Raw genomic sequence first — 26,550 nt, 5'->3', positions numbered from 1 at the left:
TCTTTGGGGTAGTGACTGCCTTTGAAATCGACCATGATTTGAAACTCAACATGCCTGCTCATCTTCAACCCAGATCTATGGCAAGATCAAACCGCTGGCAAATCCACAGAAAGTTTGCGACAGAACCTAACTGTCCACACTTCCTAGACCGCGAGACTTCGACGGGCCGGAGCGCAGCTATGGCATGGCCAGCTTCTGGATGAGAAAACAGCAAACCGATCTTGGCTGCGACAATTGCCTTGTAGATAGGATCTTGCATCGAATGTCAGCTCCCCTTTGCCTATCCTGCAATCCATTTCATACAAAATGCCACCAGATCGTTTAGTGGAGGATCATCGAATGCCGAAACACGATATCTCACGGGAGGAATTGTTCGCTCAGGTCTGGGAGCGTCCAACAAGCGAAATCGCCGTGAAACTTGGGATCTCCGATGTCGCAGTCGGCAAACTTTGCCAGAAGATGCAGGTCCCAAAACCTCCGCGAGGATACTGGGCTCGGGTGGAGGCCGGTCAAACACCACGTCGCCCCGCATTAAAGGCTTTCCGCCAGGAATTGGAGGATAAGCGCCGTAGCGAGACGCGGGAGCGCACGGCCGGCCATTTCACCGAATTGCAATCAAAATTCCTGGCTGCGGCCCTCGACGAGCTCCGCGATCGGGGTGTCGAACTGAGACCGGACGAATCTCGCCTTAAGCACATCTCGAATCTCGACCAGGACGTCGCAGCGCAAGTCCTCCTTCTCATTCAAGGCCAGGCACAGAAGTGGGCAGAGAGCGGCCGGGTTTCCGTCAGCTGGGGACCGTCAGTGCGCTTGAGCGTCGGCAAACTCGTAGAGCGGCTGATGCCGCTTGCCCGTCCTCAACTGCTGGTGTTTGAGACAGAAGGCAAACGGCACTCCTTCTCGTCGGATGGCCCGATCATTTTCGTCAGATGGACTAGGAAGTGTGGACAGTTATCTGATCCATAGGACGATTGCTGCGATAGTGACGACTGCGAGGTAGTTTTCGGCGGTTTTTTCGAAGCGCGTAGCGACCCTGTGGAACTGCTTGAGTCTCGAGAAGCAGCATTCGATCAGGTGGCGCTGGGCGTAGAGATGCTTGTCCAGCGGGTATTTTTGCGCGCGGGAAGGATTGTTGGGGATCACCGCCACAGCGCCTTTATCAGCGATGGCATTGCGCAGGCGATCGCTGTCATAAGCGGTGTCGGCCATGACGATTTCGGCGGGTAGACCTACCAAATGACGTGAAGCGGGCAAAAGTTGCGCATGCCCGCAAGCTCGCCACCGTCCTGCATCGCATGTGGGTGGATGCGACCGAGTCCCGCGGGGCAAGAAAGCTGTGATAGCAGAAGCCGGCGGGCGCGCCCGGGCGGCGTAATTTCGTTGACAGGCTGCGAAGCCTTCAGCCCAGTTTGCAAAATTCGGCGAAGACTTACGCTTCTCGAGCGTGTGTGGTCATGACAAAGCCGTCCTCTGAGGGCGCTAAAGTGACCTCAACATCACCAATATTCGAAAGCCTCTCTAAATGGGTCCCTCCGCAAGGGATGATGACCTCGGTGCCATCGAGGTTGCATCGCCACAGCCGAATATCATCAAGCAATCCCTCGCCAGGCGTCACACTGACCAACGTGTTCGTTTTCAACCAGCGACGTACCATTCCGTTAATTTCCACACCCACAGTTTCAAGTTTGTTGAGAAAACCGTCACGATCAAAGCCCTTCTTCTTGAGCGACTTGCCCAATCGATAGATATCCGTAGACACAGCCGGTTCGATCGAGGAATTCGCTATTGCGGCCTTGTCGAGATTCGGCCGCCCAAACGCATCGAGATCCGCAAAATCCTTGGTCCAGAAAGGAATTGAAGCCGCATTCAATGCCAACGCAGCAAGATGCGCCGCCGTATGCGGTACCGATAGCGCCTTGCGTCTCCGCGGTTCGACCGTGAAGCGTGCTTCCTCACCGATATAGCCACCGAGGTCACGATCTGACTGAACGATATGTATTACCACGCCCTGCCACTCCCCCTCGCCCTTCCTGACGGTTTTGGCTTCGTCCCCAATCAAAAGCACACCGGCGCCAGCATCGACCAAGCCTGTCCAAGCATCCACAATCTCAACCACTACTCCATCCGCAAAGGTGATCTGACCTAGATCGGCGGGTTGGTCCGGCCAACGAAAGCTAACGGGATGCACTGGCGTTCGGTCTGCGATGACGAGCCAACCATTTCCACAAGGCGCTGCAAATTCGATCCTGCCTTGTCCCGCAAGGGCACCGCCCGGGAAGGTAACGAAAGTGCCGGTCTTCATCGAAGTGTTGAATTTCATGCGTCTGCTACCTCCTCGTTTATGTGTGCAGCCGTAATGTTCGGCAGAGAAATCGTGGCCTCCATGAAGGTCACTGCGTTCCCGCCCAGAAGAACGCGATCCTCGGTCAACACGCAGTCGAGCCATCCGCCACGTGCCGACGCCTGATAGGCCATGAGCTTGTCGCGGCCCAACCGCGCAGCCCAATAGGGCACAAGCGTCGCATGGATTGACCCCGTAACCGGGTCTTCGGGAATACCTGCGCCGGGGGCGAAGTAGCGAGACACGAAATGCGCTTTTGCGCCCTCGGCTTCCTGTCCTGTCACCACAAGGCCGACAGGTCCGAGACGAGCAATCGCCGCAAGGTCGGGAGTGAAACCGCGCACGGCATTAGCGCTGCCGAGATCGGCAAAGATATTCTCGAAATTGCGGAAAATGCGGACGGGCGGTTCAACGAAAATCCCTGCTATTTCCTGCGGCAATGTGCCGATGACCTCCGGCGTCAGACGCGGAATGTCGAGCCGGTATCCGCCCGGCTCCCTCGATACCCGCAGTTCTCCGACCCGGGTGTGAAAGACGAGTAGTGCGACCGCCGTCTGTTTGGTGAACAGGACGTGCGCTGTCGCAAGGGTGGCGTGCCCGCAGAAATCGACTTCATGCGCCGGGGCAAACCAGCGCAAATCCCATGCCCCATCGGGGCGGGCTTTGACAAAGGCCGTCTCAGCCAGATTATTCTCTTGAGTAATCGCCAGCATCAGTTCATCCGGCAGCCAGTCGTCAAGGACGAGAACGGCAGCAGGATTTCCCGCGAAAAGCCGGTCGGTGAAGGCATCGACCTGATACATGTGCATGGGAAACTCCGTGCTGTAGATAGTTTACCTAGTGCTGCCCGCATATTGTGGATTTCCGCAGGCAGCATTCGGCGAATATCCTACGGAAGCAGCTTGATGAGCACCAAGACCTCGGCAGATTCAGCCAAGGCCATTTAGAGCTTGTGTCAGGTCGTCGATGATGTCCTGGGGATGCTCCAGGCCGACCGAGAGGCGGAGCAGCCCCGCCGGCGCCATTGTTCTCGGGCCCTCGACGGACGCGCGATGCTCAATGAGAGTATGTGTCCCGCCGAGGCTTGTGGCCCGCGTCACGAGCTTAAGCCGACTGGCGACACCCATCGCCCCCTCAGCTCCACCTCGAATAACGAAGGATAGCATTGCGCCGTACCCGTTCATTTGCCGTTGCGCGAGCGCGTGGCCCGGATCGTCCGGCAAGCCAGGGAACAGCACCTCCTCGACATCGGGATGAGCAGCCAACGCTTCCGCGACCTTCTGCGCACCCTCGCAATGTGCGCGCATTCGCAGTGGCAAGGTCTGTAAACCTCGCAGCGCCAGCCAACAGTCGAAGGGCGCGGCCACACTTCCCTTGTGTCGCTGGATCATGCGCAACGGCCGCTCCAGCTGTGATCCTTCGGGAACGACGACAACGCCTGCCATGAGATCGGAGTGTCCGCCAATGTACTTCGTGGCCGAGTGCATGACGGCATCGGCGCCGAGTGCAAGGGGGCGCTGTAGCACGGGTGTCGCCCAGGTGCTGTCCACGATCGCCAGCGCACCGGCCTCGTGTGCGATCTGGCATACTGCGCGGATATCGACGACGCGGATCAACGGGTTCGATGGAGTTTCGATCCAGACAAGACCGGTAGGCGCGTCCGTGACTGCTGCCCGCAACCTGTCGAGATCACGCATGTCGACGGCAACGAATTCGAAACGTCGGCCGATATCCGTTTCTTCAATGAGCGAGCGGATCCCGAAATACATGTCGTCAGGTACGACTATACGACCTGCTGTTGCATGCCCCTCGAACACGGCAGTGATCGCCGCCATGCCGGATGAAAAGGCCAGAGCCGTGCTCCCTTCTTCAAGCGAGGCCATTGCAGCCTCGAAAGCGTTACGCGTTGGGTTTGCATCCCGGCTGTATTCAAAGCCAGATGGAAACGCACCGTCAGCGCCGCGATGAAAGGTCGTACTGGTGTGCAAGGGGATCGAAACAGCGCCCGTCGTTCGATCGACGCTGCGGCCGATATGGATTGCCTTTGTCTCGATATGCATTGCCGAACCTTCATGCTGAATTTCGTCGGCGAAGTTGAAGATTGCCGCGCCGGTCATTATAGTGACCGTAGAGGGTGCGCAACGGAAAGTCAATATAATGACCGGAATGATGATGGTGGCCGAGACGGAGCAACAGCTAGGCTCGGTGCTTGCGTGCCGAATCCAAAGTCTCCGGCATGAGCGGCTACTGAGCCTCGACGCGCTCGCCAAACTCACCGGCCTCTCCAAGGGTACCGTTGTGGCTCTCGAAAAAGGCAAGGCGAACCCGAGTATCGGCGTCTTGTGCCGGTTGGCCGCCGCCTTTTCGCTCTCTGTCTCCGATCTCCTGAGCAATCCGGCAAATGACGCCTCGGGCAGTCCGATCGAGCGGACCAAGCCAAAGGTCTTGTGGACAAGCCCCAAGGGCAGCCAGGCACAGCTTCAGGTATCCACTTCGGGCCCGACCATGTTCGAGTTGTGGTCGTGGACCATCATGCCGGGCGACGAGTTTCGAGCCGATGGGCACAGCCCGGGTACACGCGAGCTAATTTCTGTTGCTGAAGGCAGCCTCAAGATTCGCGTCGGCGCCGAAACCCTGATCCTGAGTGCTGGCGAGGGTGCGCGGCTGGTCACCGATCAGGAACACTCCTATGCCGCAGCGGGCGATCTGCCCGCTCGCTTCTCCATGGCGGTCCTGGAACGGGGAGGCAGCGCCGACGAGACAGTATTCTTGGAGAATTGACAAACTGCCAAGTCCGCAAGACCACCCTGCCAATAAATGTTCACCCTCTGAAGAAAGAAACCCCATGTACGTTCCCGCCCATTTTGATGAGCCAAGCCAAGGCGTTCTGCACGAGCTGATCGAGAAACACTCGCTGGGCATCTTGATCACCCATGGATCAAGCGGGCTCGACGCAAATCATATTCCCTTCGAGCTCGACCGCACGGGAGGAGATCACGGGACGCTTCGCTGCCACGTCGCACGCAACAACCCGGTCTGGCAGGACATCGCGACCGGCGATGAGGTGTTGGTGGTGTTTCGCTCAGCCGACGCCTACATCTCGCCGAACTGGTATCCAAGCAAGCACGAGTTTCACAAGCAGGTTCCGACTTGGAACTACATCGTCGCACACGCTCACGGACGGGTCACCGTCCATGACGATGAGCGGTATGTTCGCCGAAATGTCGCCAAACTGACGCACAGACACGAAGCAAGCCAGACGGTGCCGTGGAAGATGGGTGATGCTCCCCGTGAATTCATCGACACGATGGTGAAGGCGATTGTCGGTCTGGAAATCGAGATCACGCGCCTGGTCGGCAAGGCCAAGCTCAGCCAGAACAAGGAACTGCGCGACATTCGCGGCGCGGCAGAAACGTTGAATTCGCACGGCGAACAAAAAGTGGGGCAGGCAATGCTCGCCGCGGCTCAGCGAAAATCCGAACAGGCAGGCCAGTAAACCAGCATTGCCCTCGAATGACAGTTGTGGACGAGCCCCGTCTCGTCAAGGTCAAAGCGCGTCATCCCGGCTGGGACGCGAGAGGCCCAGGTTCCGAACAAGACACCGTTCAAGACACATGCCTCACGCCAAGGAGCAAGCAGAATGGACATTGTCTCCAGAAGAAAGTTGGCGCAGTCACCCGCCTGGACGATTTGCGAGTTGCTGATCCAGAGACAATGGAGTTCGATTTAATCGAGAGCGCGCGCTGTCTTCCGATGCTCTGCGTTAGCAGCAGTCTCTAACGGCGCTTTATTTCATGATGACATTATGGAGCCTGACTCCACAAACGAAGATCGCCCCGAGAAGCAATGGGGTCGGCGAACGACCCTCTTACGCTCTTGCGAGCCATGCGCTTCTTGGTCGCATCGCTACCGGCCATCTCTGCAGACAGCACTGAAAGTAGAAGGGCTACTGTAAAGTCACTTAGCCGACGACGCCCTCACCCGCTGGGCAGGGAACGGTTCGTGACGCCAAGAAGTCGATGAAGGTGCGGACCTTGGCGGAAAGATATTTCCTGCTCGGATAGACGGCGTGGAGCGTCGCGGTGAAGTTTAACGCATCGGGGAGCACCATCTCCAGGCGCCCTTCAGCGATGTCGGCTTGGGCCATCCATGTTGGCAGGAAAACGAGGCCCATGCCCCCCAGCGCTGCCAGGTGCAGCATGGTTTCATTCTCGTGCATCACGGTTCGGAACTTCACCGTTTCCCGGCCCTCCGGACCATCGAAGGCCAAGCCGCCGTTCGAGTTCACGCCGCTGTAGCGCAGCAACGAATGGCCATTGAGATCGGCCAGTTTCATCGGCCGGCCCGTGCGCGACAAATAGGCCGGAGATCCCACGAGATGAAAAACAATCTTCATCAAAGGGCGCGCCACAAGCCCGGGATCCAGCCGCTCGGGTGCTGTCGCGCGCAAGGCGAGATCGAAGCCCTCATCCACGAGATTCACGATCCGGCCGCTGAAATCCATGTCGAAGCAAACGTCAGGATAGCGCTGGTGATATTCAGCAATCATGCCTGCGACGAGCGCATTTGCGACCCAAACCGGGGCGCTGAGCTTCAATATCCCGCGCGGCATGACCGTGACGTTGCTGATGGCCGCTTCTACTTCGTCGAGGCCGTCAAGCATCTGCCGCGTTTGGTTGAAATAAAGCATGCCGGTTTCGGTCATGCTGACATGGCGGCTCGTCCGGTTGAGCAGCCGGGTTCCCAGCCTGCTCTCCAGCTGCATGACATGTTTGCTCGCCATCGCCGGCGAAAGGTTCAGGCGCTCTGCTGCTGCCGTGAAGCTTTTAAGCTCCGCCACCGCACAGAAGACCCGCAGACTCGTTAACGTATCCATTGATCATCAACATGCAGGAAATGTTCCTTCAATGTAAGTGGCATTGATCAATCCAAGAGAAAAGTCGATTGCTTGATTAATGAACCGTCGGGGTCGGTGAGTTCCCAAGAACTCCTTCCGCTGCCGGCACCCATTCACAAGGGCAAACCGATGACCAATCCCCGCCTCCCGACGTACTTCGTCAGTCATGGCGGCGGCCCATGGCCGTACATGACGGGCGAATTCCGCAATAACTTCGACAAGCTCGAGCAATCGCTGGTCGAGATGCGGGCCGAGCTTGGCGATGCGCCCAAGGCCATCCTAGTGATCTCCGGCCATTGGGAGGGCGAAGGCTTCGCTATCTCGTCCGGTGCGAAACCGGGAATGGTCTATGACTATTCCGGCTTCCCTGAGCATCTCTATCACATCACATATGGCGCGCCGGGGTCACCGGAGCTTGCCAAGCGGGTGCAGGCGCTATTGCGCGGCGGCGGCATCGAGACACAACTCGATCCCACCCGTGGTTTCGACCACGGCACTTTCAGCATCATGAAGCCACTCTATCCGGCAGAGGATCTTCCTGTGGTCCAGCTGTCGATCGATGCCGGCTACGATCCCGCGCTGCACCTCGCGGTCGGGCGAGCACTCGCGCCGCTGCGGGATGAAGGCGTCCTGATCATCGGCAGCGGTCTCAGCTATCACAATCTGAGGGACATGCGGGGCACTAGTGGATACGAGCCATCCCGCCGGTTCGACGACTGGCTTCAGCAGACACTCGTCCACGCGTCGCCCGATGCGCGCGCAGAGCAGTTGCTCGCGTGGGAACAGGCGCCCTTCGCCCGCGCGGCCCACCCGCGCGAAGACCACCTCATCCCACTGATGGTCGCCGTGGGTGCAGCCGAAGACGAACCCGGAGCCGTCACCTACCACCAGACCGACTTCGCGGGCGGGTTGACCGCATCCAGCTTTCGCTTCGGCCATCCTCCCGGAGCCGCGCCAACCCAAGGAGAAATGTAATGAACGATCTCACTTTCAAGCCCGTTGTCTATTTCAAGCAGAACTGCCCCTTCTGCCTGAAAGTCCGACTGTTCCTGCTCGAAGCCGGCATCATGGAGGCGGTGGAGATCCGCGACTTCGTGCCCGGATCGAAGCAGGAAGAAGATATTCGCGCTGAACTCGGCCCACACCTTGCCAAGGCGAGCTTCCCTGCCGCTCAGCTTGAACTGGGCCGTTACATCGCCGAGTCCGACGACATCATCGCATTTCTGGCAGTGAAATCCGGCCGCGAACCGGCCAGCTTGCCGGTATTCGGCAATTATGTCGAAGGCCCGTTCAAGACGATGATGAACCTCTGGAAAGAAAATCAACAGCTGAAAGCCGCAGCCGTCTGACCGGTTGGGCAATTATCAAGGAGAAAATATTCAATGCCAAACACTGCCAAATGGACGCCCTATGTCCTCGCCATTCTGCGGATCGTGACCGCCCTGCTGTTCCTCGAACATGCAACGATGAAGTTCTTCCAGTTCCCGGCGGCGATTCCGGGCGTACCCTATCCCCTGCCCGCCATCATGCTCGTCGCAGGCGCGATCGAGATCGTCACCGGATTGCTGATAACTGCCGGCTACTACACCCGCGTCGCCGCATTCATCGCCTCGGGCGAGATGGCGGCCGCCTATTGGATGGCCCATGGCTCGCAGAGTTTCTGGCCGGCGCTCAATATGGGCGAGCCGGCGATCCTGTTCTGCTTTGTCTTCCTCTATGTCGCTTTTGCCGGTGCCGGCGCCTGGGCGCTCGACAATGCTCGGAGCGCGACGACCTCCCAACGGCTCGCCTGAAGCGCATGACAACCGGGCCGGTGCACTACTGCCGGCCCTGAGGTGAATCCAGCCGCGACCGACGGTGCTCGGTCGGACTGCCCGGCTGAAACCGACAGCGGCAGACTGCTTCCGCCCGCTGGTGCCAATTGTAAACATTGCCGGCCAAGAGCGCCGAAGACAGACGAAGAGACAAAGGAGTGAAACACATGAGAGCTGCCCTTCTCAAATCCTACGGCGATGTCGATCAGTTCACGATCGATGAGGTGCCGATGCCCAAGCCCGATGCCGGCGAAGTTCTGATCAAGATCGAAGCCTCTGCGGTTAACCCGTTCGACCTCATCCTCCGGCAGGGCTTTATGGCACAGTTCATTCCACTGGAGCTTCCCGCTGTGCTGGGCACTGATGCGGCTGGCATCGTTGTCGATGTCGGTGCAGGCGTAACCGGTATCGCGGTCGGCGATCGCGTCATTGCCGACTTCGCTCACAACGGTAAGGGGGCTCATGCGGAATACGGGGTAGCTCCTGTCACGGCGATCGCCATACTTCCGACCAATCTGACCTTTGAACAAGGAGCCACGCTACCGAAAGCAGGCTTGACGGGGCGGCAGGCGGTGGGTGCCCTTCACATCAAAGCCGGTGATCGCGTCCTGGTTTCGGGCGCTCTCGGCGCGGTCGGTCGGGCTGCGATCCAATATCTCCGAGAAATTGGGGCAAAGCCGGTGGCTGGCGTCCGGACCAACCGGCTCGAAGAGGCGCGTCAGTTGGCGGGCGAGGCGCTCGACATCACCCAGACACCATCCACTGCCAAGTTCGACTACGCGATCAGCGCCGCAGCGCCCGTTGCCGGCAATCTCATTCTGCACGTGCGAGACGGCGGTCACGTTGCCAGCATCGTGCCCGTACCGGAAGGCGCAAATGCCGAAAATCGGGTCAAAATCGACGAACTTTACCACCGCACCGACGCCGAAACGCTGCAAGCGGTCGCAGAGGTCGCATCGCGCGGCGAGTTGACTATCCCGATAGCCAAAACATTTGAATTGGATCAGATCGGCGAGGCACAGAGCGCGGTTGCTGCCGGCATTCAAGGAAAAGTCCTGCTCAAACATTGAGCACACTCTCAGTCTCAGCCGCGCACCGGCTCTCTGTCGAACGATCGAACAGGAAGATGCGAGTTTGCCGAGCCAATACCGATAGCACCAAAAAAGTGGTTGCCTCCGACACCCGATGGCAGCCACTTCTGAGAGGCTGGGGGAACCGAAAGCATTTCTCACCTCTGCGCTAAACTGCTGTTTTCACACTAGGAAGTGTGGACTCTTGGGTTTCCAAGGCTGAGCAAATCAGATTCAAGACTGTCTTTTGGAGGCAGTCATGGGTGTTTTGGATCGTCTGATCCTTCGGGACGAGCAGTGGGCGCGGATAGCGCATCACATCATTGGTGACGAGCGCACGCGCGGCTCGTCCGGCCGCGACAACCGCATGTTCGTGGAAGCAGTGCTTTGCATTGTGCGTACCGGCTCGCCCTGGCGTGACCTGCCGGAAGTGTTCGGCGAGTGGAACAGTGTCTTCCGCCGTTTCAGCCGCTGGAGCCGGAAGGGCATCTGGTGGCGCATGTTCGCCGCGATGTCGGACGATCCGGACTTCGAATACCTGATCGTTGATTCCACCATCATCCGCGCCAATCAGCACGCTGCCGGCGCAAAAAAGGGGCTGAAGATCAAGCCCTTGGCCGTTCTCGCGGCGGCCTGAGCACCAAGCCCACTCTCGGCAAGCGACCATGCCTGGTCAGGCCATCATCTCTACCTGCCGGAGTCTGATTTCATACTCGACAGCTGGTTGTGCATCTCATCCGATGCCGCTTGGGTGGAGTGGAACAGACGATCCTGGCGGGACGAGGCGCCACCCGAACGACATGCCACGGGCAAGATCAGCTTGCGCGACGTCATGCCAGTCGACTTCTTGGGCGGGGAAGAAAAGACATTGCCGCCGGCTATCTCCAAGGCGAGGATCAAACCTTATCAATCGCGGCTTCAGGCGTTGGGTGAGGCTGAACGCATATATGAAATGATTACAAGCGCAGCTTATGCCATGGATAGGTCTGTTCCGAATGATGTTCTGGCCATGGCCGATCGGATTTGGTTTGGAGCGGAACGGCCATTTCAAGCCGCCCGTGAAGCCTTCGTGCACATCGAAGACCACCTGGAGCGCTGGGACCGGGAACTGGAAGCCGAGCGCTCGCACATAGCTCAATCGATCCTTGGTGTCAGGCCGGGTGATATCGTCGCGTCGCAGACCAGACCGGCCGACGATCTTCTAAATCGACACCGTGCCAATAGGGCTGGCTCTCACAGAGATGACCGAGAGGGTGACGATGCGATACTTTGATGGCGACTACCATCGTGAGGACAGCAGGCTCATCCGATCGGCCAAGTCCTGGCAACTGACGAACTCCTGGACAACGGAGCAGGATATGCCCTCCGGCCGCTTCCGGATAATTGCCTACTCACCAAAGAAGGGCGTCGAGTGGACCCATAGTTGGCAGGACACGGAGCAGGAATCGCTCGCCAAGATGATCCCTAAAATCATCGAGACGTTGCAAGCGTCCAAAGACAATCTGCGGCGTCTCATGATCGCCGAGGATGAGGCCGAAGCGAAGAGGAAGAAAGAGCAGCAGGAGGAATGGGAGCGCTACGAACGACGGGAGGATGCCCGCAAAGTGGCTCAGGCTCTCACCGACAGTCGGCAACAGCTGGCAGAAACCATTGAGAAGTGGGGAAAGGCAATGACGGTCGAACGCTTTTTCTCGGACGCAGAGGAGCGATTGGGGGGTGTCGATGAAGAACGTCGCCAGCGGCTGGAAGAGCGGCTGAGAATCGCAAGGGTCATGATGGGAAGCGTTGATCCGCTGGATTTCATCGAGAACTGGCAGCCACCCGACGAAAGATACCGTTCAAAATATGAATAGGCGTCATGGCCTACGGTGCCGATAGTGCGCGAGCGTGTACTGAGATTTCTAAAGGCCCAACTCCAGCCTCGAACGCCTCCGACGAGCCGCAGGTCACCCGACTATCACCATTTGACGCCACCAAGTCTCTGATCTGGTTGTGAGTAGTCGCCTTGAATGGATCTGAACCATCGACCACTAACGAAGTGAGTCCCGTTCTTCAGCGAAATCAATTAGAGACGCATACGGCGGCCACGCCGCCATAGCAGTCTGAGCTATACCTCTCAATTCCTCGGCAGTCGCGCCGTCACGCGCCTGGATCGCGATGCCTTGGTAGGCACTCAAATAAAACCGGCTCAGATGCTCCACATCGACTGTCGACGCCAATTCGCCATCTGATACGGCGGCGCCGAATCGCGCCCTGAGCAAGTCAAGGCAATGCAGTCGAACTTTCCGAGTTGTGTCCAGGATCACCTCCGAGCATTCTTCGCCCAAGGCCGCTAATGTGATCATACAACCAGCCGGCGTCATCCCGCATTTCGGGAGACCGTCCGCCGCTGCACGCAGAAGATTTTCCACGCCCGCGCGCGCGGTCGGACCATCGGTCAGCTGCCCCCATATCGTCGGTCCGACAGTCCGCGCATAGAAATCGACTGCTTCGAGGTAGAGCGCCTCCTTGCTGCCGAACGCCGCGTAGAGGCTTGGCGAGCGGATCCCCATTGCGTCACAGAGGTCGTTCATCGAACTCGCCGTGAAGCCTTTCTGCCAGAACACAAGCATCGCCTTGTTCAATGCGGATTCACGATCAAATTCCCTGGGTCGTCCCGTGACTGCCATCTCTCACCTTTTGTGCTGATCGATACATAAATCGATTGACGCCCTTTTTCAACATGCTAATAGTTTTGTGTCGATCATTACAGAAAGGACCTCGACAATGACACTTCTTGGAAAGCGCGCGCTCGTTACCGGCGCAAGCAGGGGCATTGGCGCGGCAATCGCGACCGCGCTCGCTGCCGAAGGAGCCGACGTAGCCATCACCTACGAAAAATCGGCCGAAGCAGCGGCTGAAGTGGTTGCCAAGATTAAAGCCTTCGGCGTCAAGTCGGTCGCCATCCAGGCCGACAGCGCGGACCCGGCGGCAGTCCAGGCTTCCGTCGCCAAGACTGTGGCAGAACTGGGTGGTCTCGACATTCTGGTCAACAACGCGGGCATTCTGCGTCTTGCTGAAGTCAAGGACATGTCCCTGGATGACATCAATGCATTGCTGAACGTCAATGTCCGCGCACCGATCGTCGCAAGCCAGGCAGCGATCCCTCATCTCGGCAAGGGCGGCCGTATCATCAACATCGGCAGTTTCTTTGCCGACAAGGTGCCGGGCGGCGCAGGCCTTCCGGTATACGCTCTTACGAAGTCTGCCCTGACGGCATTCTCTCAGGGTCTGGCACGCGAACTCGGTTCGCGTGACATTACCGTCAACGTCGTTCAGCCCGGTTCCATCGATACCGACATGAACCCCGCTCACGGTCCGTTCGGCGAAAATCTTCGTTCGCTGACCGCTCTCGGCCGCTACGGCACGGTCGATGACATCGGTCACATGGTGGCTTTCCTCGCAAGCGATAAGGCCCAGTACATCACCGGCACGGCGCTGACCGTAGATGGCGGCGCGAATGCGTAATCGTTGTGGGTGGCTCTCCGCCGCCTACTTGTCCCTGGTCCGCGTCTTCGCCCCCAAAGGACGTGGACCAGGACGCTCTTTTGACCAACAATCTTTCAAAGGAAAACAAGTACATGAAGGCGGTCCAACTTATCGGATATGGCGACGCAGTGGAAAATCTTGAGGTTCGTGACGTGCCCGAGCCCCCGCAGCCTTCCCCGGGCGAAGTCCTTGTCGGTGTCGAATACGCTCCGATCAACTTCAACGATCTCATGGTTCCGTGGGGCGTGTTCCCGCTGCGGCCAAATCCGCCGGCAACGATCGGCAACGAAGGCGCAGGCGTCGTCCTGGCGCTCGGAGAAGGCGTCAGGTCAGTCGCCGTCGGTGATCGCGTTGTCCTTCCTCCGTTGCTCGCTTCGGTTCCGACATATCAGCAGCGGCTGAACGTGCCGGCATCTGATGTGGTTGTAGTGCCCCCTGATACCGATCCGCAGCAAGCTTCGATGATGGGAATCAATCCCGTATCCGCCGAGCTGCTGCTCACCGAATACGTCGCGTTAAAGGCAGGCGATGCCGTCGTGTTCAATTCGGCTACGTCCGGGCTTTCGCATTGGCTAATCACTCTTGCAAAAGAGCGCGGCATCAAATCGATCGGTTTCGTCCGCAAGGTATCGGATGTCGTGACCGTGACGGATCGCGGCTGCGATTTCGTTATCGTCGATGACGAACCCCTCGATGAGGTCGCCAAGAAGCTTGAAGGCCTCAATATCCCGCTCGGTCTCGACGTTCTCGGCGGCCCCTCCGCTGGACGGGTGGCCCAGATTCTTACCCCAGGCGGCAAGCTCGTCGTCTACGGCGGCGTGACGCTGAAGCCGATGGAACTGTCGTCTCTCGCCATCATAGGCAAACGCCTGACGGTGGAAGCCTACTTCCAGAGCTACCCCGACCTTTATGTGAAGACGAACGAAGCCCTCAACAAGCTCGTCAAACACCTGGGTCCCAAAGGCCCGACCCAGCCGGTTGCTGCGGTATATCCGCTCGATCGCGTCAAGGACGCAGTCGCTCATGCCGTAACCGGTACCAAGGTCCTCTTGCACTTTGACGGTGCCGCTGGCCGCTGATGCCACGGCAGGCTTGTGGCGGTTAGGTTGATGAGCTCGCGTGAAGCGATGCGGATATGGTTCGCCCCCTACCACATCGGCTATCGAGATGAGGAATCACCACGTGCCAGAGCCGGTTCTTGTGCCCGGCGAATGCACAAAAGTTGAGCGGCGTCGGACTCGTTTCCGACGCCGCCCCATTGATTGGGACGGCGTCATGCTATTTCGCCGTTCTGATAGTTCATTCTGAGGTGGGATTGGGAGCCGACAATCTGCTCGCCTTGAAGGGATTCGAACCCGCAGCCATGCTGTTTAAGAATGGATGGCAGCATATCCTCATTTCAATACAATGCGTTGCAAATTTTGGGTTAGCTGGCCAGGAAGGGAAGTGCACCCACCCTTAATCAGCGAAAATTGTTCGTATTTTAATCGTTTGGTCACCATCGGAAACCAATGTAGATTCAACCGCTGCTTTGCATGAAGGGCCTCGCCATGGCGATGAATTCAACAATCGAATGGACTGATCACACCTTCAATCCATGGACCGGCTGCACGAATATCAGTCCAGGCTGCGATCATTGCTATGCCGAAGCGTGGTCGAAGCGGTCAGGCCAAGTCAAATGGGGCAACTCGCCGCGCAAGAGAACGACCGATAGCTATTGGCGGTCGCCGCATATCTGGCAGCGCAAAGCGGCGGAGTTCGCCGCCGCTCATGGGCGCAGGCAGAGAGTTTTCTGCGCATCGCTGGCAGATGTGTTCGATAATAAAGCTGATCCTGCTTGGCGTCTCGACCTCTTCAAGGTCATTCGTGCCACACCCTCGCTTGATTGGCAGCTCCTCACAAAGCGTCCGCAGAATATCAAGAAAATGCTTCCGCCAGATTGGGGCGCTACCGGGTATTCAAACGTCTGGCTCGGCTTTACGGCCGAAGATCAGGTTCGATTCGATCAGCGCAAACACGTCATCAACGAGGTCCCCGCCCAAGTCTGGTTTGTTTCTTATGAGCCCGCGATCGGTTCCCTTCGTATTTCGGAAGAAGATCCAAGGCCCGATTGGCTGATCAGCGGTGGCGAAAGCGGTCCTGGTGCGCGTCCAATGATGTGCAATTGGGTCAGGGACATTATCGCAGATTGCGATGCTCTCGGAATCGCTGCCTTTCACAAGCAGTGGGGCGCGTCGGGCAACAATCCCCTCGTACAGGAGAAGGGTATCTCCGCCGCGGAGATCAAGGATCTTGATCCGTTCGGCAAGGGTGGTGGTCTCTTGGACGGAAGACTAATCAGACACTTTCCGGCTGGTGATAAGAACAACGTAAACGCGGCGTGACCTTGACAGGGCTGTAACACAATCGCAACCTCCTGTTGATCGACAACAGGAGTCGCGACAATCGCTGAATTCGGCTGGAAGATAGGTTCAACGCCTCCATCGTTGAGCGCGCACAGCGATGCAAAGCTTCGACTGATCGCGCGTTATCTGGAAAGTTACTTTCCCGCAATTCTTGTAAATCATGCACAGGACCGACAGCGCATCACTCTCGTTGATGGCTTTTGCGGTGGCGGGAGGTTTACCGACGACGGTTCGATCGTAAACGGCACCCCATTTTTGTTTCTCGAGGCGGTCGCCAAAGCAGAACGGGTTGCAAATGCCGGTCGAAACAAGCCTTTGACGATCGACGCGGAGTATCACTTCGTCGACAGCAAACGGGATCACGTCGAATTTTTGCGGGCGGAGCTGATCAAAGCCGGTTACTTGGGCCAACTTGACCGATCGATCTTCCTTTACAACGCCGACTTTGAAGCCGTATTTCCGGATATCTGTCGTCGTATTGAAGGCCGGACCAAGCGCGGGGTTGGGCGGTCAATCTTTCTGCTGGATCAGAAAGGTTACTCCGACGTCGCTTTCGAAACGGTTCGGAAGATTTTGCGCTTTAGCGCAGCAGAGTGCATTCTCACCTTTGCGGTCGGTTGGCTGATCGACTACCTGACAGACAAGCCACAGACGTTGAAGCGCGTCTCGCCTATTGAAATATCGGAAGAGCAGCTTCGCGAATTTCTCAGCTTCAAGGACGAGCAAGGTGGACGATACGTCATTCAACGTCTGCTGTTGCGGCACATCGCCGATGCTACCAAAGCCAAATTCCAAAGCCCATTTTTTCTTCGGTCAAAGGAAGCCCGAAAGGACCTATGGCTGGTTCATCTGTCAAACCATCTCAAGGCACGGAATGTGATGGTCGACAGCCATTGGCTGATCAATAACCAGTCCTTGCATCAGGGGCATGGCGGCCTGGAGATGTTAGGCTTCAACCCGAACATCGATCCGGACAGTGCTCCAGATTTTTGGTTCGGCGCCAAAGACGAAGAGGTTATGAAAGACCGCCTTGCTGACGACTTCATGCGAAGAATGCGGGGCGTCCATGGCAGCGTCTCAGTTCCATACGGAGATTTCGTCACCTCCATCGCCAACGAAACGCCTGCTCGCCTCGCCGACATCGACAAGGTGACGGCATTTCTCGTCGAGGAAAAGGAGTTGGATCTTAGAAATGAGGGCAACGGTACGAAACGTACCCCTGTGCCTGTATATCGGGACACCATTGGTGTCGCCCAGCAGCCGAAGCTTTGGTCGCTCAGCAGCCGATAGGTTACGACACTAATGGGAAGAGTCTATCCGACTTTTGCGATCGTATCCGGACTCAGATTGCGCGGTCTGTGCCGATTCCGTTATCCCACGTGTCGTAACGTTGGAAGTCAAGACCCGCTAACTCAAGTTGCGCGACACGTCTTCGGCATGAACAAAATCAGAACATCGGCTTTGACATTTGCGAGCACACGTGGATTATTGGTAGCCTAGGTCCGGCTTCGCGATAAGTTCTGCCTGATCGTATCGCTTGAAACGCCGCAACGCTTCAAAATTTATGCTTTGGTATATCTAAGAACCGAAGGGACAAAGCTCATGGCCAAAGACGCTGCACTACTGGCTGAATTTCATCAACTGATCGGACAACGAATGGACAAAGGTCAGATTGTTCAGCCGCGACAAATTGTTGAGGAAGTTCTGGAAAACAAGCCTTTGGCAGGCCCTTATGCCGATTTTTACAAGAGCTTTGCCAAGAAGCATCTAATGAGTGTCGTTACACAAATGCTGAAGCGCATTGGCATGAGCGATGATCCCGCATCTTCTCAAATGGTCTTTCCCGGGCACACCCGACTGGTTAAATCGTATCCTGTGATTAGAGACGGCGGAAGGGCACTAGTTCCATTGAGCCTTTGCACGCCGCAAGAACTTGCTGGCCATATACTACTCCTGCGCAAACAGGCTAAAGGCTGCGAAAACCACGCCGCTGAGCTAGAGGAATACGTGGCCAACAAAACCTCTTTGGAGACGCCCCAAACCTCAAAGAAACAGCCGGAAGCGGTTCAGGTTGAGCCAGCCTGACATCTCGAAGGCAACTCTGCGGCAAGAGTTAAGCAGCATTGGCTCTTATCCCTGTGTGCTCCGCTTTATGAACAGGTCGTTGAACACCCGATCTGCTCCCCACGCCTGAGCGGACGTGAAGGCAAGCTGTCGCAACTCGTCGCTTTCGAGTGGCTGCTGCCCGGGCTTATAGCCGAGATCGTGGTTCGCCTCGGACCACGCATGCTGAAAGAGCGTCTTAATCTGCAGCTCGAAGCAATAGGGTACAAGGTCCTTGTCGAAATTCGGGTCGATCAGATCTTGCTGCAGCATAAGAATATGGTGATTTCCAAAATATCCAAATTCCCACTCGTTCTCCGGCAACATGTCTTTCGACTCGATGGCGTGGAAGTAGCGCTGAACTTCCTCCGAAATCCTATGCACATCATCCTTGTAGAAGGTGATGATCCGCGCGCCGATCTGATCCTGTATCTGATGAAGCGGAGCATCGTACTTCGCTTTGCCATCCTTCTCCGCAGTGGCTTTCCCCACGAAGCGCTCCACGGACTTCGGGCGCGTCGAGATGCGATCAATCCGCGGCTGACCTGCGAAGATGTCGTGCAATAAATTGGAAAGCTTATCGGCGATGGGAAAGAGCACGGTTTCGTATCGCGCTCGATATTGAGCTTCTACCGTCATCTACCTTTCTCCAGTTTTTCGCTAACAACCGAGCCGACTGTGCTGAAGCGTATCTTGTCGGCCCCTTCCTCAACGGGCGTGTGTTCGAAGACCTTATCGAAGGAGGCAGCGTCCGCGGTGAGCATGGCTCCGTTGTCCAGCTCCACCGTCCGATAGGGCAATTGCTTTGTGAACTCGGTTGCATCGAACTGGAAATTATCATTGGCCAGGTCAGCTCGTTCGAGCTGCTTCACCACGGCGGCCTTTGCACCTTCGGTAAATCCGTATCGATTACAGAACGCCTCAACGCTTAATGTCTCCGCACCAAGCCCACTGGCAAGCGTAGCTGCGGCGGTGATCTGGCGCTTAACTTCTAGATCATCCGTAGCCTTGATGGCTTTCTTCAGTGCGACAGCGAGACGACGGGTGCCAAACGCGGGACTTGTCATGAAGTCCGACAGCAGAAACTCCTTAACCCAGTAGTCCGACGACTCCAGATCCTGGCTGTTAATCTGTTTGTCGACGGCCATCCCACTCCAGAAGCCACCTTGGAATGACTGATGCTTGTAGACGACAGCTTTGTAGGAATGCGCATTCTTCATGAATACGCGGTCGATGAATTCGACCGTCAGCATGTCAGCAGCCTCGTTCACGACCACGCCGTTGTTGGCACGAAAGCGTGATATTACCACCTTGTGCTCGGCGCCTTCGGTGCCTTTGATCAGGAATAGAAGCCCGAGCCCCGAGCGACGTGTCGTTACTGTCGCCAGTTCCTCGGCTAGCACGCGGCCCAAATCGACTCCAGGGGCTGAGGCATAGGCAATCAACATGTCGCGACGCGCGTTCGCTTGAGCGCCGCCATTGCCCTTATTGAAGGCGATGCCGATGTTGCATTCGGTATCGGCCTTTTCGTACACGTTCCTCATTAGGACGAACATATCGCCTTCATGCGGGACTTGGCTCCCGACGATAACTGACGGGTCGGCTGCCCCCTTATTCGGATAGACAAGGTATGTATGGATGCTCTCGATAGGCAAGCTTATCCCCCCGCTGCCGAATACTTCGATTTTACAACAGCTACATAGAATACCTGTCCCGCACAAGTAGACGCGCATTATTGCCGCATCACAACCAACTGAGAATCCGCAACATCGCATATGATCACTTCCTGCTGGCGCTTCTCAAGGCAGACATACTCGCCGACATTCCTCGCTTTAAATATCCCCTGCGCGTCCCAAAACTTCCCACAAGACCGGCGTGAACTTGAGGCGGCGACAGCTGACCGCTCCGTTCTTTGGACGGGAGGCGACGGGAACGAAGTTTGAAATCAAAAATAGGGATTGAGGGTCCAGCCAATACACGACATGGTAGCGCAACCCTTGGAGGAGATCGCCGTGGACCCAAACAGCCCGTTAAAGAAAGTCCCCTTTCTATACCATTTTACCGACCGGAGAAATCTAGATCTCATTCGTCAGCACGGCGGGCTTTTCCCGATCGCGCAGCTCGTCGCAGGAGGTGTCGCGGTTCCCGCCCCAGGCGGAAACGAATGGAGTCGAGACGCCGATGCATTGAAGGGAATGGGCAACTATGTGCATCTGTGCTTCCGCAACAGCCATCCCATGGAATACGTTGCACGCAGAGACGGTCGCATCACAGACTCGATTTTCCTCCGGATACATCCGGCAGTGCTCGACTTCGCCGGCGTACGTTTTACGAATGACGTTTCGAACAAAAGTGGTGTAGAATCCGTTCCGATTGAGCAGGCAGCCGATCTTATCGACTTCGAGGTTCTTTACACTCGGACGGATTGGAAAGACCCGGCGATCCAGCAGCGGCTCCTGCAAGCAGAAAAATATGAGGTTTTGGTCCCATGCCAGATACCTCTCGACTTGATCGGAAACATCTGATGGCCGAGCGCCCCATTTTCATACCGTCGGTCGATTCTCCGGGATTCGTCAAAGTCATGAACTTCGATATCCCGTTCGCAACAGGTTTCGCGCCGGTTCAGAAGCAGAAGAACGTTCACGCGCTGCACGCTGCAGCTGCGCGTGCCGGATATAGCCCACTGCTCGAAATATCTTCTAAGTCGGAGGAAAAGGCAGGCCGTCACCTGAGCGCATTTCATCTCAAAGTAGATACCGCTTCAGGACTGATGCCACTTGAAAATGCCTTCCAAGGCAGCAAGGTATTTGAACACGGTGGACCCTATACCGATCTGTACCTGACCGATCCCCGCAGCGCGAAGCGAGATCCCAGATTGAAAGACTCCGGCCGCTTAGTAGCTTTCGAGCTCGACGGAAACGAATTTCCGCTCCAGCCTTCAACTGTTTTCTACGACTGGCTTTATCTCAACGCCATCTACCCGCATCGGGAATGGCTAAGGGAAAGGATTGACGGTCATATGCGCTACGCGGGATTTACCGATATCGAATTCAACCCCAAAAAATCAATCAATTGCCAAGCAAAATCCTGCGCTCTGTTCGTTTCATTGATGCGCGCCGGCCTTCTGGATAGAGCGATGAACTCGGCAGAAGGATTCATTGCGCTCATGTCAGAGCAAATCCGGTCAAGACGCTCGCAGTCTGAACAAGCCGATCAGTTGCATTTTTAGCACCGACATCAATCCATGACATCGCCGGCACTGGCACAATGCTGGAACACTTTGAGTGCGGACTATGCGACAGCAGTGCCCCTATCGATAATGAGTTTGAGGCGAGGAATAGTGAACGTAGTCTAGTTCCTTACCCGGTCGATAGGCTGTCTCCGTTGCGTGGATCGTTTGCAATCCGTTACATTGGCGGCGTTTCATCAAGAGGTGTGATCCCCTCGTAGAAAAATTTTAGGACATACTTATCGAACCTGGTCAGTGAATCAATCTCGGCCATCCTCTGAAATCCGATGCCCTGGAACTGCTTGATGGCATCATTGAGCCCGAAGTCTGGTATTGTGAAATCCATCAGTTGGCTTCGATGGATCTTCTTGGATATCATACGCGGAAGGCCATATTCTTCCAAAGAATAGACTGGCCCTGGCAGGAAGGCGCGGCTCAAACCAGCCACAAAGCGTGATACATCCACGTCTGGATTGATTATGATTTTGTACAATTCGTTTGCGTCGCTGATCAGCGCCGAGAGCTTGTAGGTTATTGTACGCTCCAGCTTGAAAAAATCGTCGATCCCAATTCCGGTCCCTGCGAGTCCGTCGAGAAGCCGGGAAAGATGCAGGCGCCAATTTCCAGACATTGCCTTTGTTGCCGCGACAATATGCCCAAACTGACCGTCCCAGCCGGTACTCTTAAAACGCAAAAGCTTGTAGAGCATCCGCTCCCACTGGTCTGGATTGCTCGAATTGAGAAAGCCGAAGCCGTTCCATTCTTCGGGATTATTGTACATATCAGTGGCTAGGTGCAGGAGAAATTCCGCGTCGCTATCGTGCAATACGTTGTCACGTCGTAACCGGGCGAATTCCTCCTCACCGATAATGTCTGACATCGACCGCCTGTATTCGATTATGCGTTCCAACTGCTCTGAAGTCAGCCTGTCGCCGTCTTGATCCTCGTCCAGATCGCCTAGGATTTGTTCTGGAAACTCGATCTCAAGTTGGGAGTCTTCGTCCTTTGGTGGCGGCTCAAGAAGATAGATGTTGCCCACGAAGTGTTTGAACATCCGGCCGCCGCGACCGATGATATTCTTGTAGGAAAAATCCTTAAGCTTCGAGCTTCCAATCTTGCTGCGCCAGATAATCACGTTCTGCGCCGAGGTGTTGACCCCTTCAATGATCGAGGACGTTGACACGATATTGTCTAAACCGCGTTCATGCTCGAACATTTTGACCTGGATCTGACTTAGGCACCTATGCATGCTCCCGTTGTGCACGCCCGTTCCTCGAGCCACCAAGTCCGCCAAAGGCCAATCGCTAACGTAGTTTTCTCGCAGCCAAGCGGAAAAGTGATTTGTCAGCGCCCGATCAACGACATCTATGCTTTGGGTGACGATTTTTGTAACGCGTTTTATATCTGCGTATGTTCCCGCATAGATCAGTGACTTAGCTGATCTCGGCTTGATAATCTCAAGAAGCTTCTGTCCCTTCAGAACTTCGTCGCCATTAATTTCGTGATAAAGCTCGTGTTTTTCAAGAAATACTGTGTTGAAATCAAGAAGTTCGAGAAATTCCATGTCATCGGTGAAAACGTTGCTCGCGAGCTTTTTGATATTCGGCGCTAGATAGTATCGTTGCTTTGCCTTTTTCGAGAGTTTGATGATCGCCTTGATTAGCGACGGCGATCTCTCCTTGTCATGTGCTTTGCTAGCTTTATAGAACTCATCAACGACCAAGAGATCGATGTTGTCGATCTTACTTAGGTATCCAAACGCCCGCTCCTGTGGAAAGATAAAAATGTTGCGTTCACCGAGATCAGTATCCGGAGCGGTGATGATCGTGTATTCCCGCGAAAACTTCTTGAAAATTCTACGGCGCGTCTCATCCATGAGAGCGATCGTCGGCACGATGACAACGACGGTATCAGGAGAGTTCAAGGCAATAAACGCATCGATGATAAAGCTTTTGCCAAAACTTGTTGGCGCACTAACCGCAAGGTTGGTTCCTCTCAACAGTTTGCCCAGTACCAGGGACTGTTCACGATGGAGCGTTGCACGTCCCTTCCCCACATCGACCTCAAATGCAGCGTGGACATATCTTTGATCCCAGGACACATTGTCCATCTTCATGTAGGGAAACAGACCCGTCGACCGGATGAGCTGATTCAGGACTTCTGGATAAGGCTCTCTCCTCTGCTCCATATCGCTCAGCAGTTTAATGAGCCTGTTCCTGGCGCTCGCCTCGTCCCCTCTATTGAGATGATCATTTATTTCGTGGCAGGTCTCGAATACGTCCATCGTTTACGCACCTTTGAACAGAGCGACGTGCTGCGTGAAAGCGTCCACGATGAGCTTTTTGTTTGGCACGGGAACGAGGATCGCGTGGAAGGTAATATCGTCGTATTTGTGCAGCGTCTGAGATTTCGCCATTTGCTTGGTAAAGTAGGCTTCGGCCCGTTCCTGATGGAAATCGATGAGCTTCTGGCGGTACTGGACCGTAAGTTCAGTTGCGTCGGAAGTGATCTCGCACTCGTGTAATACCAAGATCGGGACATGGATCCGCGACTTCAGCGAGTCGATGGAATGATGCGGCTGCAGCGCTGATTTTATCTTCTCCTTGAGGGAAGCTTCTATAGGAAGCACATCGAGGTCAGAGACGTTCGTTATTATCGCGTTTTCTTTTTTCAGCTTGTCCGTTGTGAGACACTCGAAGACCGAGTTGACGATTGATCCCAATCGGGCATCGGCGATTGAATTGTAGAATTTAGCTTCGCCGAACCAGAGGGTAAAATCGTCGCCCTTAATGACGATGTGGACGCTATCCGCGCCTTTTGCATTGTCTTGGGTGTTCTGCTTGTAAAAGATCTTCGGCACGACAGGCAGCGCTCCGAAATGGTGACGCATAACACCGTAGAGGAAGATTTCGGCGATCTCGCTGCCCTCGCCTACCTTATCCTTATCGGTCAATCGTAGGTTTTTTGCCGCATTATGTAGGCCAGAGTATCCTTGGTCGATCAGGGACAACCTTTCCCGCTCAGATAGCGCGGTCTGCGCGATATTATCCCAAATATAGCTCTGGAACTTCAGGTACCTCCAGGAGCCATCTTCGAAATCGTTTATGAAGCTCAGCAGCCGCTTATTAAGCGCCTTTTTCAGATGCTCGGCCGAGGTCACCTCCGAAAGTGAATCGTCGACTAAAATTTCGAAGTTGAAACCAACCATTTTTTGCCACCAGCTTTTGCGTAAGCTTATACTTGTATTCGTTAACTTGGTATTCCCGCACAAGTGGCGTCACCACGGCCCGCGCACAGTTACTCTGTGAAATGCGGTCGAATTCCTCCTCTCTTGAGCATCGCGGGATCTACAGGATGCAACGATGCGCCCAATCTCCAATCTGACTTCCAGGATTACCTACAACGGCCATTACGAGAAGAATTGGTCGCCGGAGGAAAATCTCGGCTTCAAATCGCTCCCCACGCCCGAAACCTCCCCCGCCCCGTCACCTCCCTCAACCCGAGCTCCGCCACAATCCGCCGCGCCGCCTGCGGCGTCACCTCGAGCGTCTTCGCCACCATCCCGGCCGACACCAATGGCTTCGCCATCACCAGTTCGACCAGCTCCGGCAGTTTTGAAGAGGTCCGGCGTCCGTCCAGCTTTCGCTCGAACATCGTGCGCGCCAACGCTAGTCGGTCATGCTCTTTCAGACCGAGCTCGGCGGCCGCGATGAGGCCGTGAGCGATGGCGAGCAACCGGGTCTCCCGATCACGATGCCGGCGCCGATCGACGGGAATGGTTTTCAGGCCGAGATTGATGGCCGCGAGATGCGCACCGGTGGTGACGCCGGCCTGGCGCAGGATCGAGGCCGCCAACAGCCGGCCGAGCCAGGGCGCATGCTGCAGCACCGAAAATTCATTCCAGGCATCGAGGGCAACGATCGCCTGCTGCACCGCCGGCATATTTTCGGCCTGCCGCAAAACAGCACGCCATTCCTCCAGCCGCGCATCCTCGTCCCAGTCGAGATCGTAGATCATCGGATCTTTCTCTTGGCGGCCACTCCGGCCGGGCCGTGTTGCGTTCTCGATTGCCGCCTCCGATCGGGCGAGAACCGCATCGATGGCGGCATAATCGATGCCAGGAAGGTTCTCGATGTGGTCGGCGTCGTCCCCTTCCCCTTCCATATCGCTTGCAACCGCAGGCCGGACGGTACCGGTCGTCACCACCTCGTCAGCGTCGGCCGACGCGATCTCCACGGTCTTTCGCAGCGACCGAACCCCGTCGGCCGAGAGTGCCCAACCGGGGAGCTGGCCAGAAATGCGCCGGCGAGTTTTTAGAACGTCGCGGGCGATGGTCAGCTCATGGGTCGGGGTGCGAATGTCGCGGGTGGCGTCGTGGAGGACAAGATCTTCAAGATGGACGAGTTCGCCGTCGATCCACAGTGACGCACAGGCATCGGCAAAATTTTGGCGTTCGATCCAGCCCTGACCGACCGGAGAACGGGCAATGCGCTCGTCCAGACGCGTGAGAGCGACACCAGCCTCGAAAGCCGGCCGCATTAGGACTGTCATGCTGATTTTTGAAAGATCGTAAGCCATTGAAATCATGGTAAATGATTTGTTATAGGAACTCTATCTGAATATTATAGTTCCTAACATGGTATGATTGGATGTTTGTGTTATAACCATCGATAAGTATCAATTATCGATGGTGAGGTATATCACAAAGAAAACATGCAGAATTAAGCGTAATATATCTTCTAAGAAAAAAAATTAATCTTTAATGAGCGATATTTACACTTAAAATTTTCTATTCATACGTCGAATTCAGCTTCTCCGCATTCAGCAAGGCCCGATGCGCGAGTACTTTTACGCATCGCGGCTTGCTTGCGCCACCCCGCGCCCTTCGGCACGTCAAACCTGTACATTAATAGCATTATGCAGAAACTGGTTGCGGTTGCAGGCTTTGCGCCGTTGGTTGCTTGACCAGTCCACTGGACTGTCCGATCGCGCTTTGCTCGAGCGCGCCTCACCCTTCAGGTTCTGATCCTGAGGCGCGATGAGCTACGATCGCCAGCGAAGATGAAGTCTTCGCGCCAGCGATAGTAGACCTGGAAAGGGGAAAGATTTGGTTGCGGGGGCAGGATTTGAACCTGCGGCCTTCAGGTTATGAGCCTGACGAGC

26 protein-coding genes and 2 pseudogenes are annotated in these 26,550 nt (G+C 56.0%); 17 read left to right on the top strand and 11 right to left on the bottom strand.

The window, feature by feature from the left end; translation table 11 throughout:
- Positions 1-339: 339 nt before the first annotated feature.
- Positions 340-966, top strand: coding sequence for a hypothetical protein (locus tag JTP94_RS29430; protein WP_204853964.1), 627 nt, complete (start codon positions 340-342; stop codon positions 964-966).
- Here JTP94_RS29430 and JTP94_RS29425 read toward each other — a convergent pair.
- The 4 genes and pseudogenes from JTP94_RS29425 to JTP94_RS29410 form a co-directional block, all read right to left on the bottom strand.
- A pseudogene (locus tag JTP94_RS29425) lies at positions 952-1,230 on the bottom strand (transposase); the annotation flags it as partial. The gene JTP94_RS29430 and the pseudogene JTP94_RS29425 overlap by 15 nt on opposite strands.
- Positions 1,231-1,429: 199 nt before the next feature.
- On the bottom strand, positions 1,430-2,320 hold the full coding sequence (locus JTP94_RS29420; RefSeq protein ID WP_204853963.1) for a hypothetical protein: 891 nt from the start codon (positions 2,318-2,320) through the stop codon (positions 1,430-1,432).
- Positions 2,317-3,150 (bottom strand): PhzF family phenazine biosynthesis protein, encoded by an 834-nt coding sequence (locus tag JTP94_RS29415; RefSeq protein ID WP_204853962.1) that lies wholly within the window; start codon positions 3,148-3,150, stop codon positions 2,317-2,319. Before JTP94_RS29415 ends, JTP94_RS29420 begins: the two co-directional genes overlap by 4 nt.
- Positions 3,151-3,270: 120 nt before the next feature.
- A complete protein-coding gene (locus tag JTP94_RS29410; RefSeq protein ID WP_204853961.1) occupies positions 3,271-4,401 on the bottom strand; it encodes a PLP-dependent aspartate aminotransferase family protein in 1,131 nt (376 codons plus the stop codon).
- A gap of 97 nt (positions 4,402-4,498) precedes the next feature.
- Here JTP94_RS29410 and JTP94_RS29405 point away from each other — a divergent pair, with 97 nt between their 5' ends.
- Together JTP94_RS29405 and JTP94_RS29400 are read left to right on the top strand one after the other, a co-directional pair.
- Positions 4,499-5,122, top strand: coding sequence for a helix-turn-helix domain-containing protein (locus JTP94_RS29405; RefSeq protein ID WP_204853960.1), 624 nt, complete (start codon positions 4,499-4,501; stop codon positions 5,120-5,122).
- 64 nt (positions 5,123-5,186) lie between these two features.
- Positions 5,187-5,837 carry an FMN-binding negative transcriptional regulator gene (locus JTP94_RS29400; RefSeq protein ID WP_204853959.1) on the top strand — a complete coding sequence of 217 codons (651 nt, stop codon included), beginning with the start codon at positions 5,187-5,189 and terminating at the stop codon, positions 5,835-5,837.
- 465 nt (positions 5,838-6,302) lie between these two features.
- Here JTP94_RS29400 and JTP94_RS29395 read toward each other — a convergent pair whose 3' ends face one another.
- Complete coding sequence (locus JTP94_RS29395) at positions 6,303-7,217, bottom strand: LysR family transcriptional regulator (protein WP_204853958.1); 915 nt, start codon at positions 7,215-7,217, stop codon at positions 6,303-6,305.
- Positions 7,218-7,367: 150 nt separating this feature from the next.
- On the opposite strand from JTP94_RS29395, the gene JTP94_RS29390 reads away from it, so the two are divergent.
- From JTP94_RS29390 to JTP94_RS29360, 7 genes and pseudogenes are all read left to right on the top strand, one after another.
- Entirely contained in the window at positions 7,368-8,213 is an 846-nt protein-coding gene (locus tag JTP94_RS29390; RefSeq protein WP_204853957.1) for a class III extradiol ring-cleavage dioxygenase, read from the top strand.
- A complete protein-coding gene (locus tag JTP94_RS29385; protein WP_204853956.1) occupies positions 8,213-8,587 on the top strand; it encodes a glutathione S-transferase N-terminal domain-containing protein in 375 nt (124 codons plus the stop codon). Before JTP94_RS29390 ends, JTP94_RS29385 begins: the two co-directional genes overlap by 1 nt.
- A 33-nt stretch (positions 8,588-8,620) precedes the next feature.
- Entirely contained in the window at positions 8,621-9,031 is a 411-nt protein-coding gene (locus tag JTP94_RS29380) for a DoxX family protein (protein WP_204853955.1), read from the top strand.
- Between the two features lie 188 nt (positions 9,032-9,219).
- Positions 9,220-10,122 carry an NADP-dependent oxidoreductase gene (locus JTP94_RS29375; protein WP_204853954.1) on the top strand — a complete coding sequence of 301 codons (903 nt, stop codon included), beginning with the start codon at positions 9,220-9,222 and terminating at the stop codon, positions 10,120-10,122.
- Positions 10,123-10,381: 259 nt separating this feature from the next.
- A pseudogene (locus tag JTP94_RS29370) lies at positions 10,382-10,767 on the top strand (IS5 family transposase); the annotation flags it as partial.
- Between the two features lie 175 nt (positions 10,768-10,942).
- Complete coding sequence (locus JTP94_RS29365) at positions 10,943-11,395, top strand: hypothetical protein (RefSeq protein ID WP_204853965.1); 453 nt, start codon at positions 10,943-10,945, stop codon at positions 11,393-11,395.
- Positions 11,382-11,975, top strand: coding sequence for a hypothetical protein (locus JTP94_RS29360; protein WP_246755413.1), 594 nt, complete (start codon positions 11,382-11,384; stop codon positions 11,973-11,975). Before JTP94_RS29365 ends, JTP94_RS29360 begins: the two co-directional genes overlap by 14 nt.
- Before the next feature lie 177 nt (positions 11,976-12,152).
- Here the strand turns inward: JTP94_RS29360 and JTP94_RS29355 are convergent, their stop codons facing one another.
- Positions 12,153-12,791 carry a TetR/AcrR family transcriptional regulator gene (locus JTP94_RS29355; RefSeq protein ID WP_204853953.1) on the bottom strand — a complete coding sequence of 213 codons (639 nt, stop codon included), beginning with the start codon at positions 12,789-12,791 and terminating at the stop codon, positions 12,153-12,155.
- Between the two features lie 97 nt (positions 12,792-12,888).
- Between JTP94_RS29355 and JTP94_RS29350 the strand changes: the two genes are divergently transcribed.
- The 5 genes from JTP94_RS29350 (at position 12,889) to JTP94_RS29330 (ending at position 18,140) form a co-directional block, all read left to right on the top strand.
- The gene (locus tag JTP94_RS29350; RefSeq protein ID WP_204853952.1) at positions 12,889-13,629 is read left to right on the top strand and encodes an SDR family oxidoreductase; all 741 of its coding nucleotides are present in this window, start codon (positions 12,889-12,891) and stop codon (positions 13,627-13,629) included.
- Between the two features lie 113 nt (positions 13,630-13,742).
- On the top strand, positions 13,743-14,729 hold the full coding sequence (locus JTP94_RS29345; RefSeq protein WP_204853951.1) for a zinc-dependent alcohol dehydrogenase family protein: 987 nt from the start codon (positions 13,743-13,745) through the stop codon (positions 14,727-14,729).
- Positions 14,730-15,200: 471 nt separating this feature from the next.
- Entirely contained in the window at positions 15,201-16,034 is an 834-nt protein-coding gene (locus tag JTP94_RS29340) for a DUF5131 family protein (protein WP_204853950.1), read from the top strand.
- Between the two features lie 102 nt (positions 16,035-16,136).
- Positions 16,137-17,345, top strand: a complete 1,209-nt coding sequence (locus JTP94_RS29335) for a three-Cys-motif partner protein TcmP (protein ID WP_204853949.1) — start codon at positions 16,137-16,139, stop codon at positions 17,343-17,345.
- Positions 17,346-17,657: 312 nt separating this feature from the next.
- The gene (locus JTP94_RS29330) at positions 17,658-18,140 is read left to right on the top strand and encodes a hypothetical protein (protein ID WP_204853948.1); all 483 of its coding nucleotides are present in this window, start codon (positions 17,658-17,660) and stop codon (positions 18,138-18,140) included.
- Positions 18,141-18,185: 45 nt separating this feature from the next.
- On the opposite strand, the gene JTP94_RS29325 is transcribed toward JTP94_RS29330, so the two are convergent.
- The gene (locus tag JTP94_RS29325; protein ID WP_204853947.1) at positions 18,186-18,797 is read right to left on the bottom strand and encodes a GTP pyrophosphokinase family protein; all 612 of its coding nucleotides are present in this window, start codon (positions 18,795-18,797) and stop codon (positions 18,186-18,188) included.
- A complete protein-coding gene (locus JTP94_RS29320) occupies positions 18,794-19,813 on the bottom strand; it encodes a hypothetical protein (RefSeq protein ID WP_204853946.1) in 1,020 nt (339 codons plus the stop codon). The genes JTP94_RS29325 and JTP94_RS29320 overlap by 4 nt, the downstream gene beginning before the upstream one ends.
- Before the next feature lie 357 nt (positions 19,814-20,170).
- Between JTP94_RS29320 and JTP94_RS29315 the strand changes: the two genes are divergently transcribed.
- Together JTP94_RS29315 and JTP94_RS29310 are read left to right on the top strand one after the other, a co-directional pair.
- Positions 20,171-20,683: a DarT ssDNA thymidine ADP-ribosyltransferase family protein gene (locus JTP94_RS29315; RefSeq protein ID WP_204853945.1), complete on the top strand. Its 513-nt coding sequence runs from the start codon at positions 20,171-20,173 to the stop codon at positions 20,681-20,683.
- Entirely contained in the window at positions 20,683-21,387 is a 705-nt protein-coding gene (locus JTP94_RS29310) for a DUF6977 family protein (RefSeq protein ID WP_204853944.1), read from the top strand. Before JTP94_RS29315 ends, JTP94_RS29310 begins: the two co-directional genes overlap by 1 nt.
- A gap of 178 nt (positions 21,388-21,565) precedes the next feature.
- Here the strand turns inward: JTP94_RS29310 and JTP94_RS29305 are convergent, their stop codons facing one another.
- The 3 genes from JTP94_RS29305 to JTP94_RS29295 all read right to left on the bottom strand — a co-directional run bounded on the left by JTP94_RS29305 (position 21,566) and on the right by JTP94_RS29295 (position 25,974).
- On the bottom strand, positions 21,566-23,671 hold the full coding sequence (locus tag JTP94_RS29305; protein ID WP_204853943.1) for a DEAD/DEAH box helicase: 2,106 nt from the start codon (positions 23,669-23,671) through the stop codon (positions 21,566-21,568).
- A gap of 3 nt (positions 23,672-23,674) precedes the next feature.
- The gene (locus JTP94_RS29300) at positions 23,675-24,595 is read right to left on the bottom strand and encodes a DUF1837 domain-containing protein (RefSeq protein ID WP_204853942.1); all 921 of its coding nucleotides are present in this window, start codon (positions 24,593-24,595) and stop codon (positions 23,675-23,677) included.
- A gap of 239 nt (positions 24,596-24,834) precedes the next feature.
- Positions 24,835-25,974, bottom strand: a complete 1,140-nt coding sequence (locus JTP94_RS29295; protein WP_204853941.1) for an RHE_PE00001 family protein — start codon at positions 25,972-25,974, stop codon at positions 24,835-24,837.
- Positions 25,975-26,550 lie beyond the last annotated feature (576 nt).

It is taken from the genome of Martinezella lusitana (genome assembly GCF_016901135.1).
Lineage (GTDB): Bacteria > Pseudomonadota > Alphaproteobacteria > Rhizobiales > Rhizobiaceae > Rhizobium > Rhizobium lusitanum_D.
This window is presented reverse-complemented; position numbering and strand designations above follow the sequence as displayed.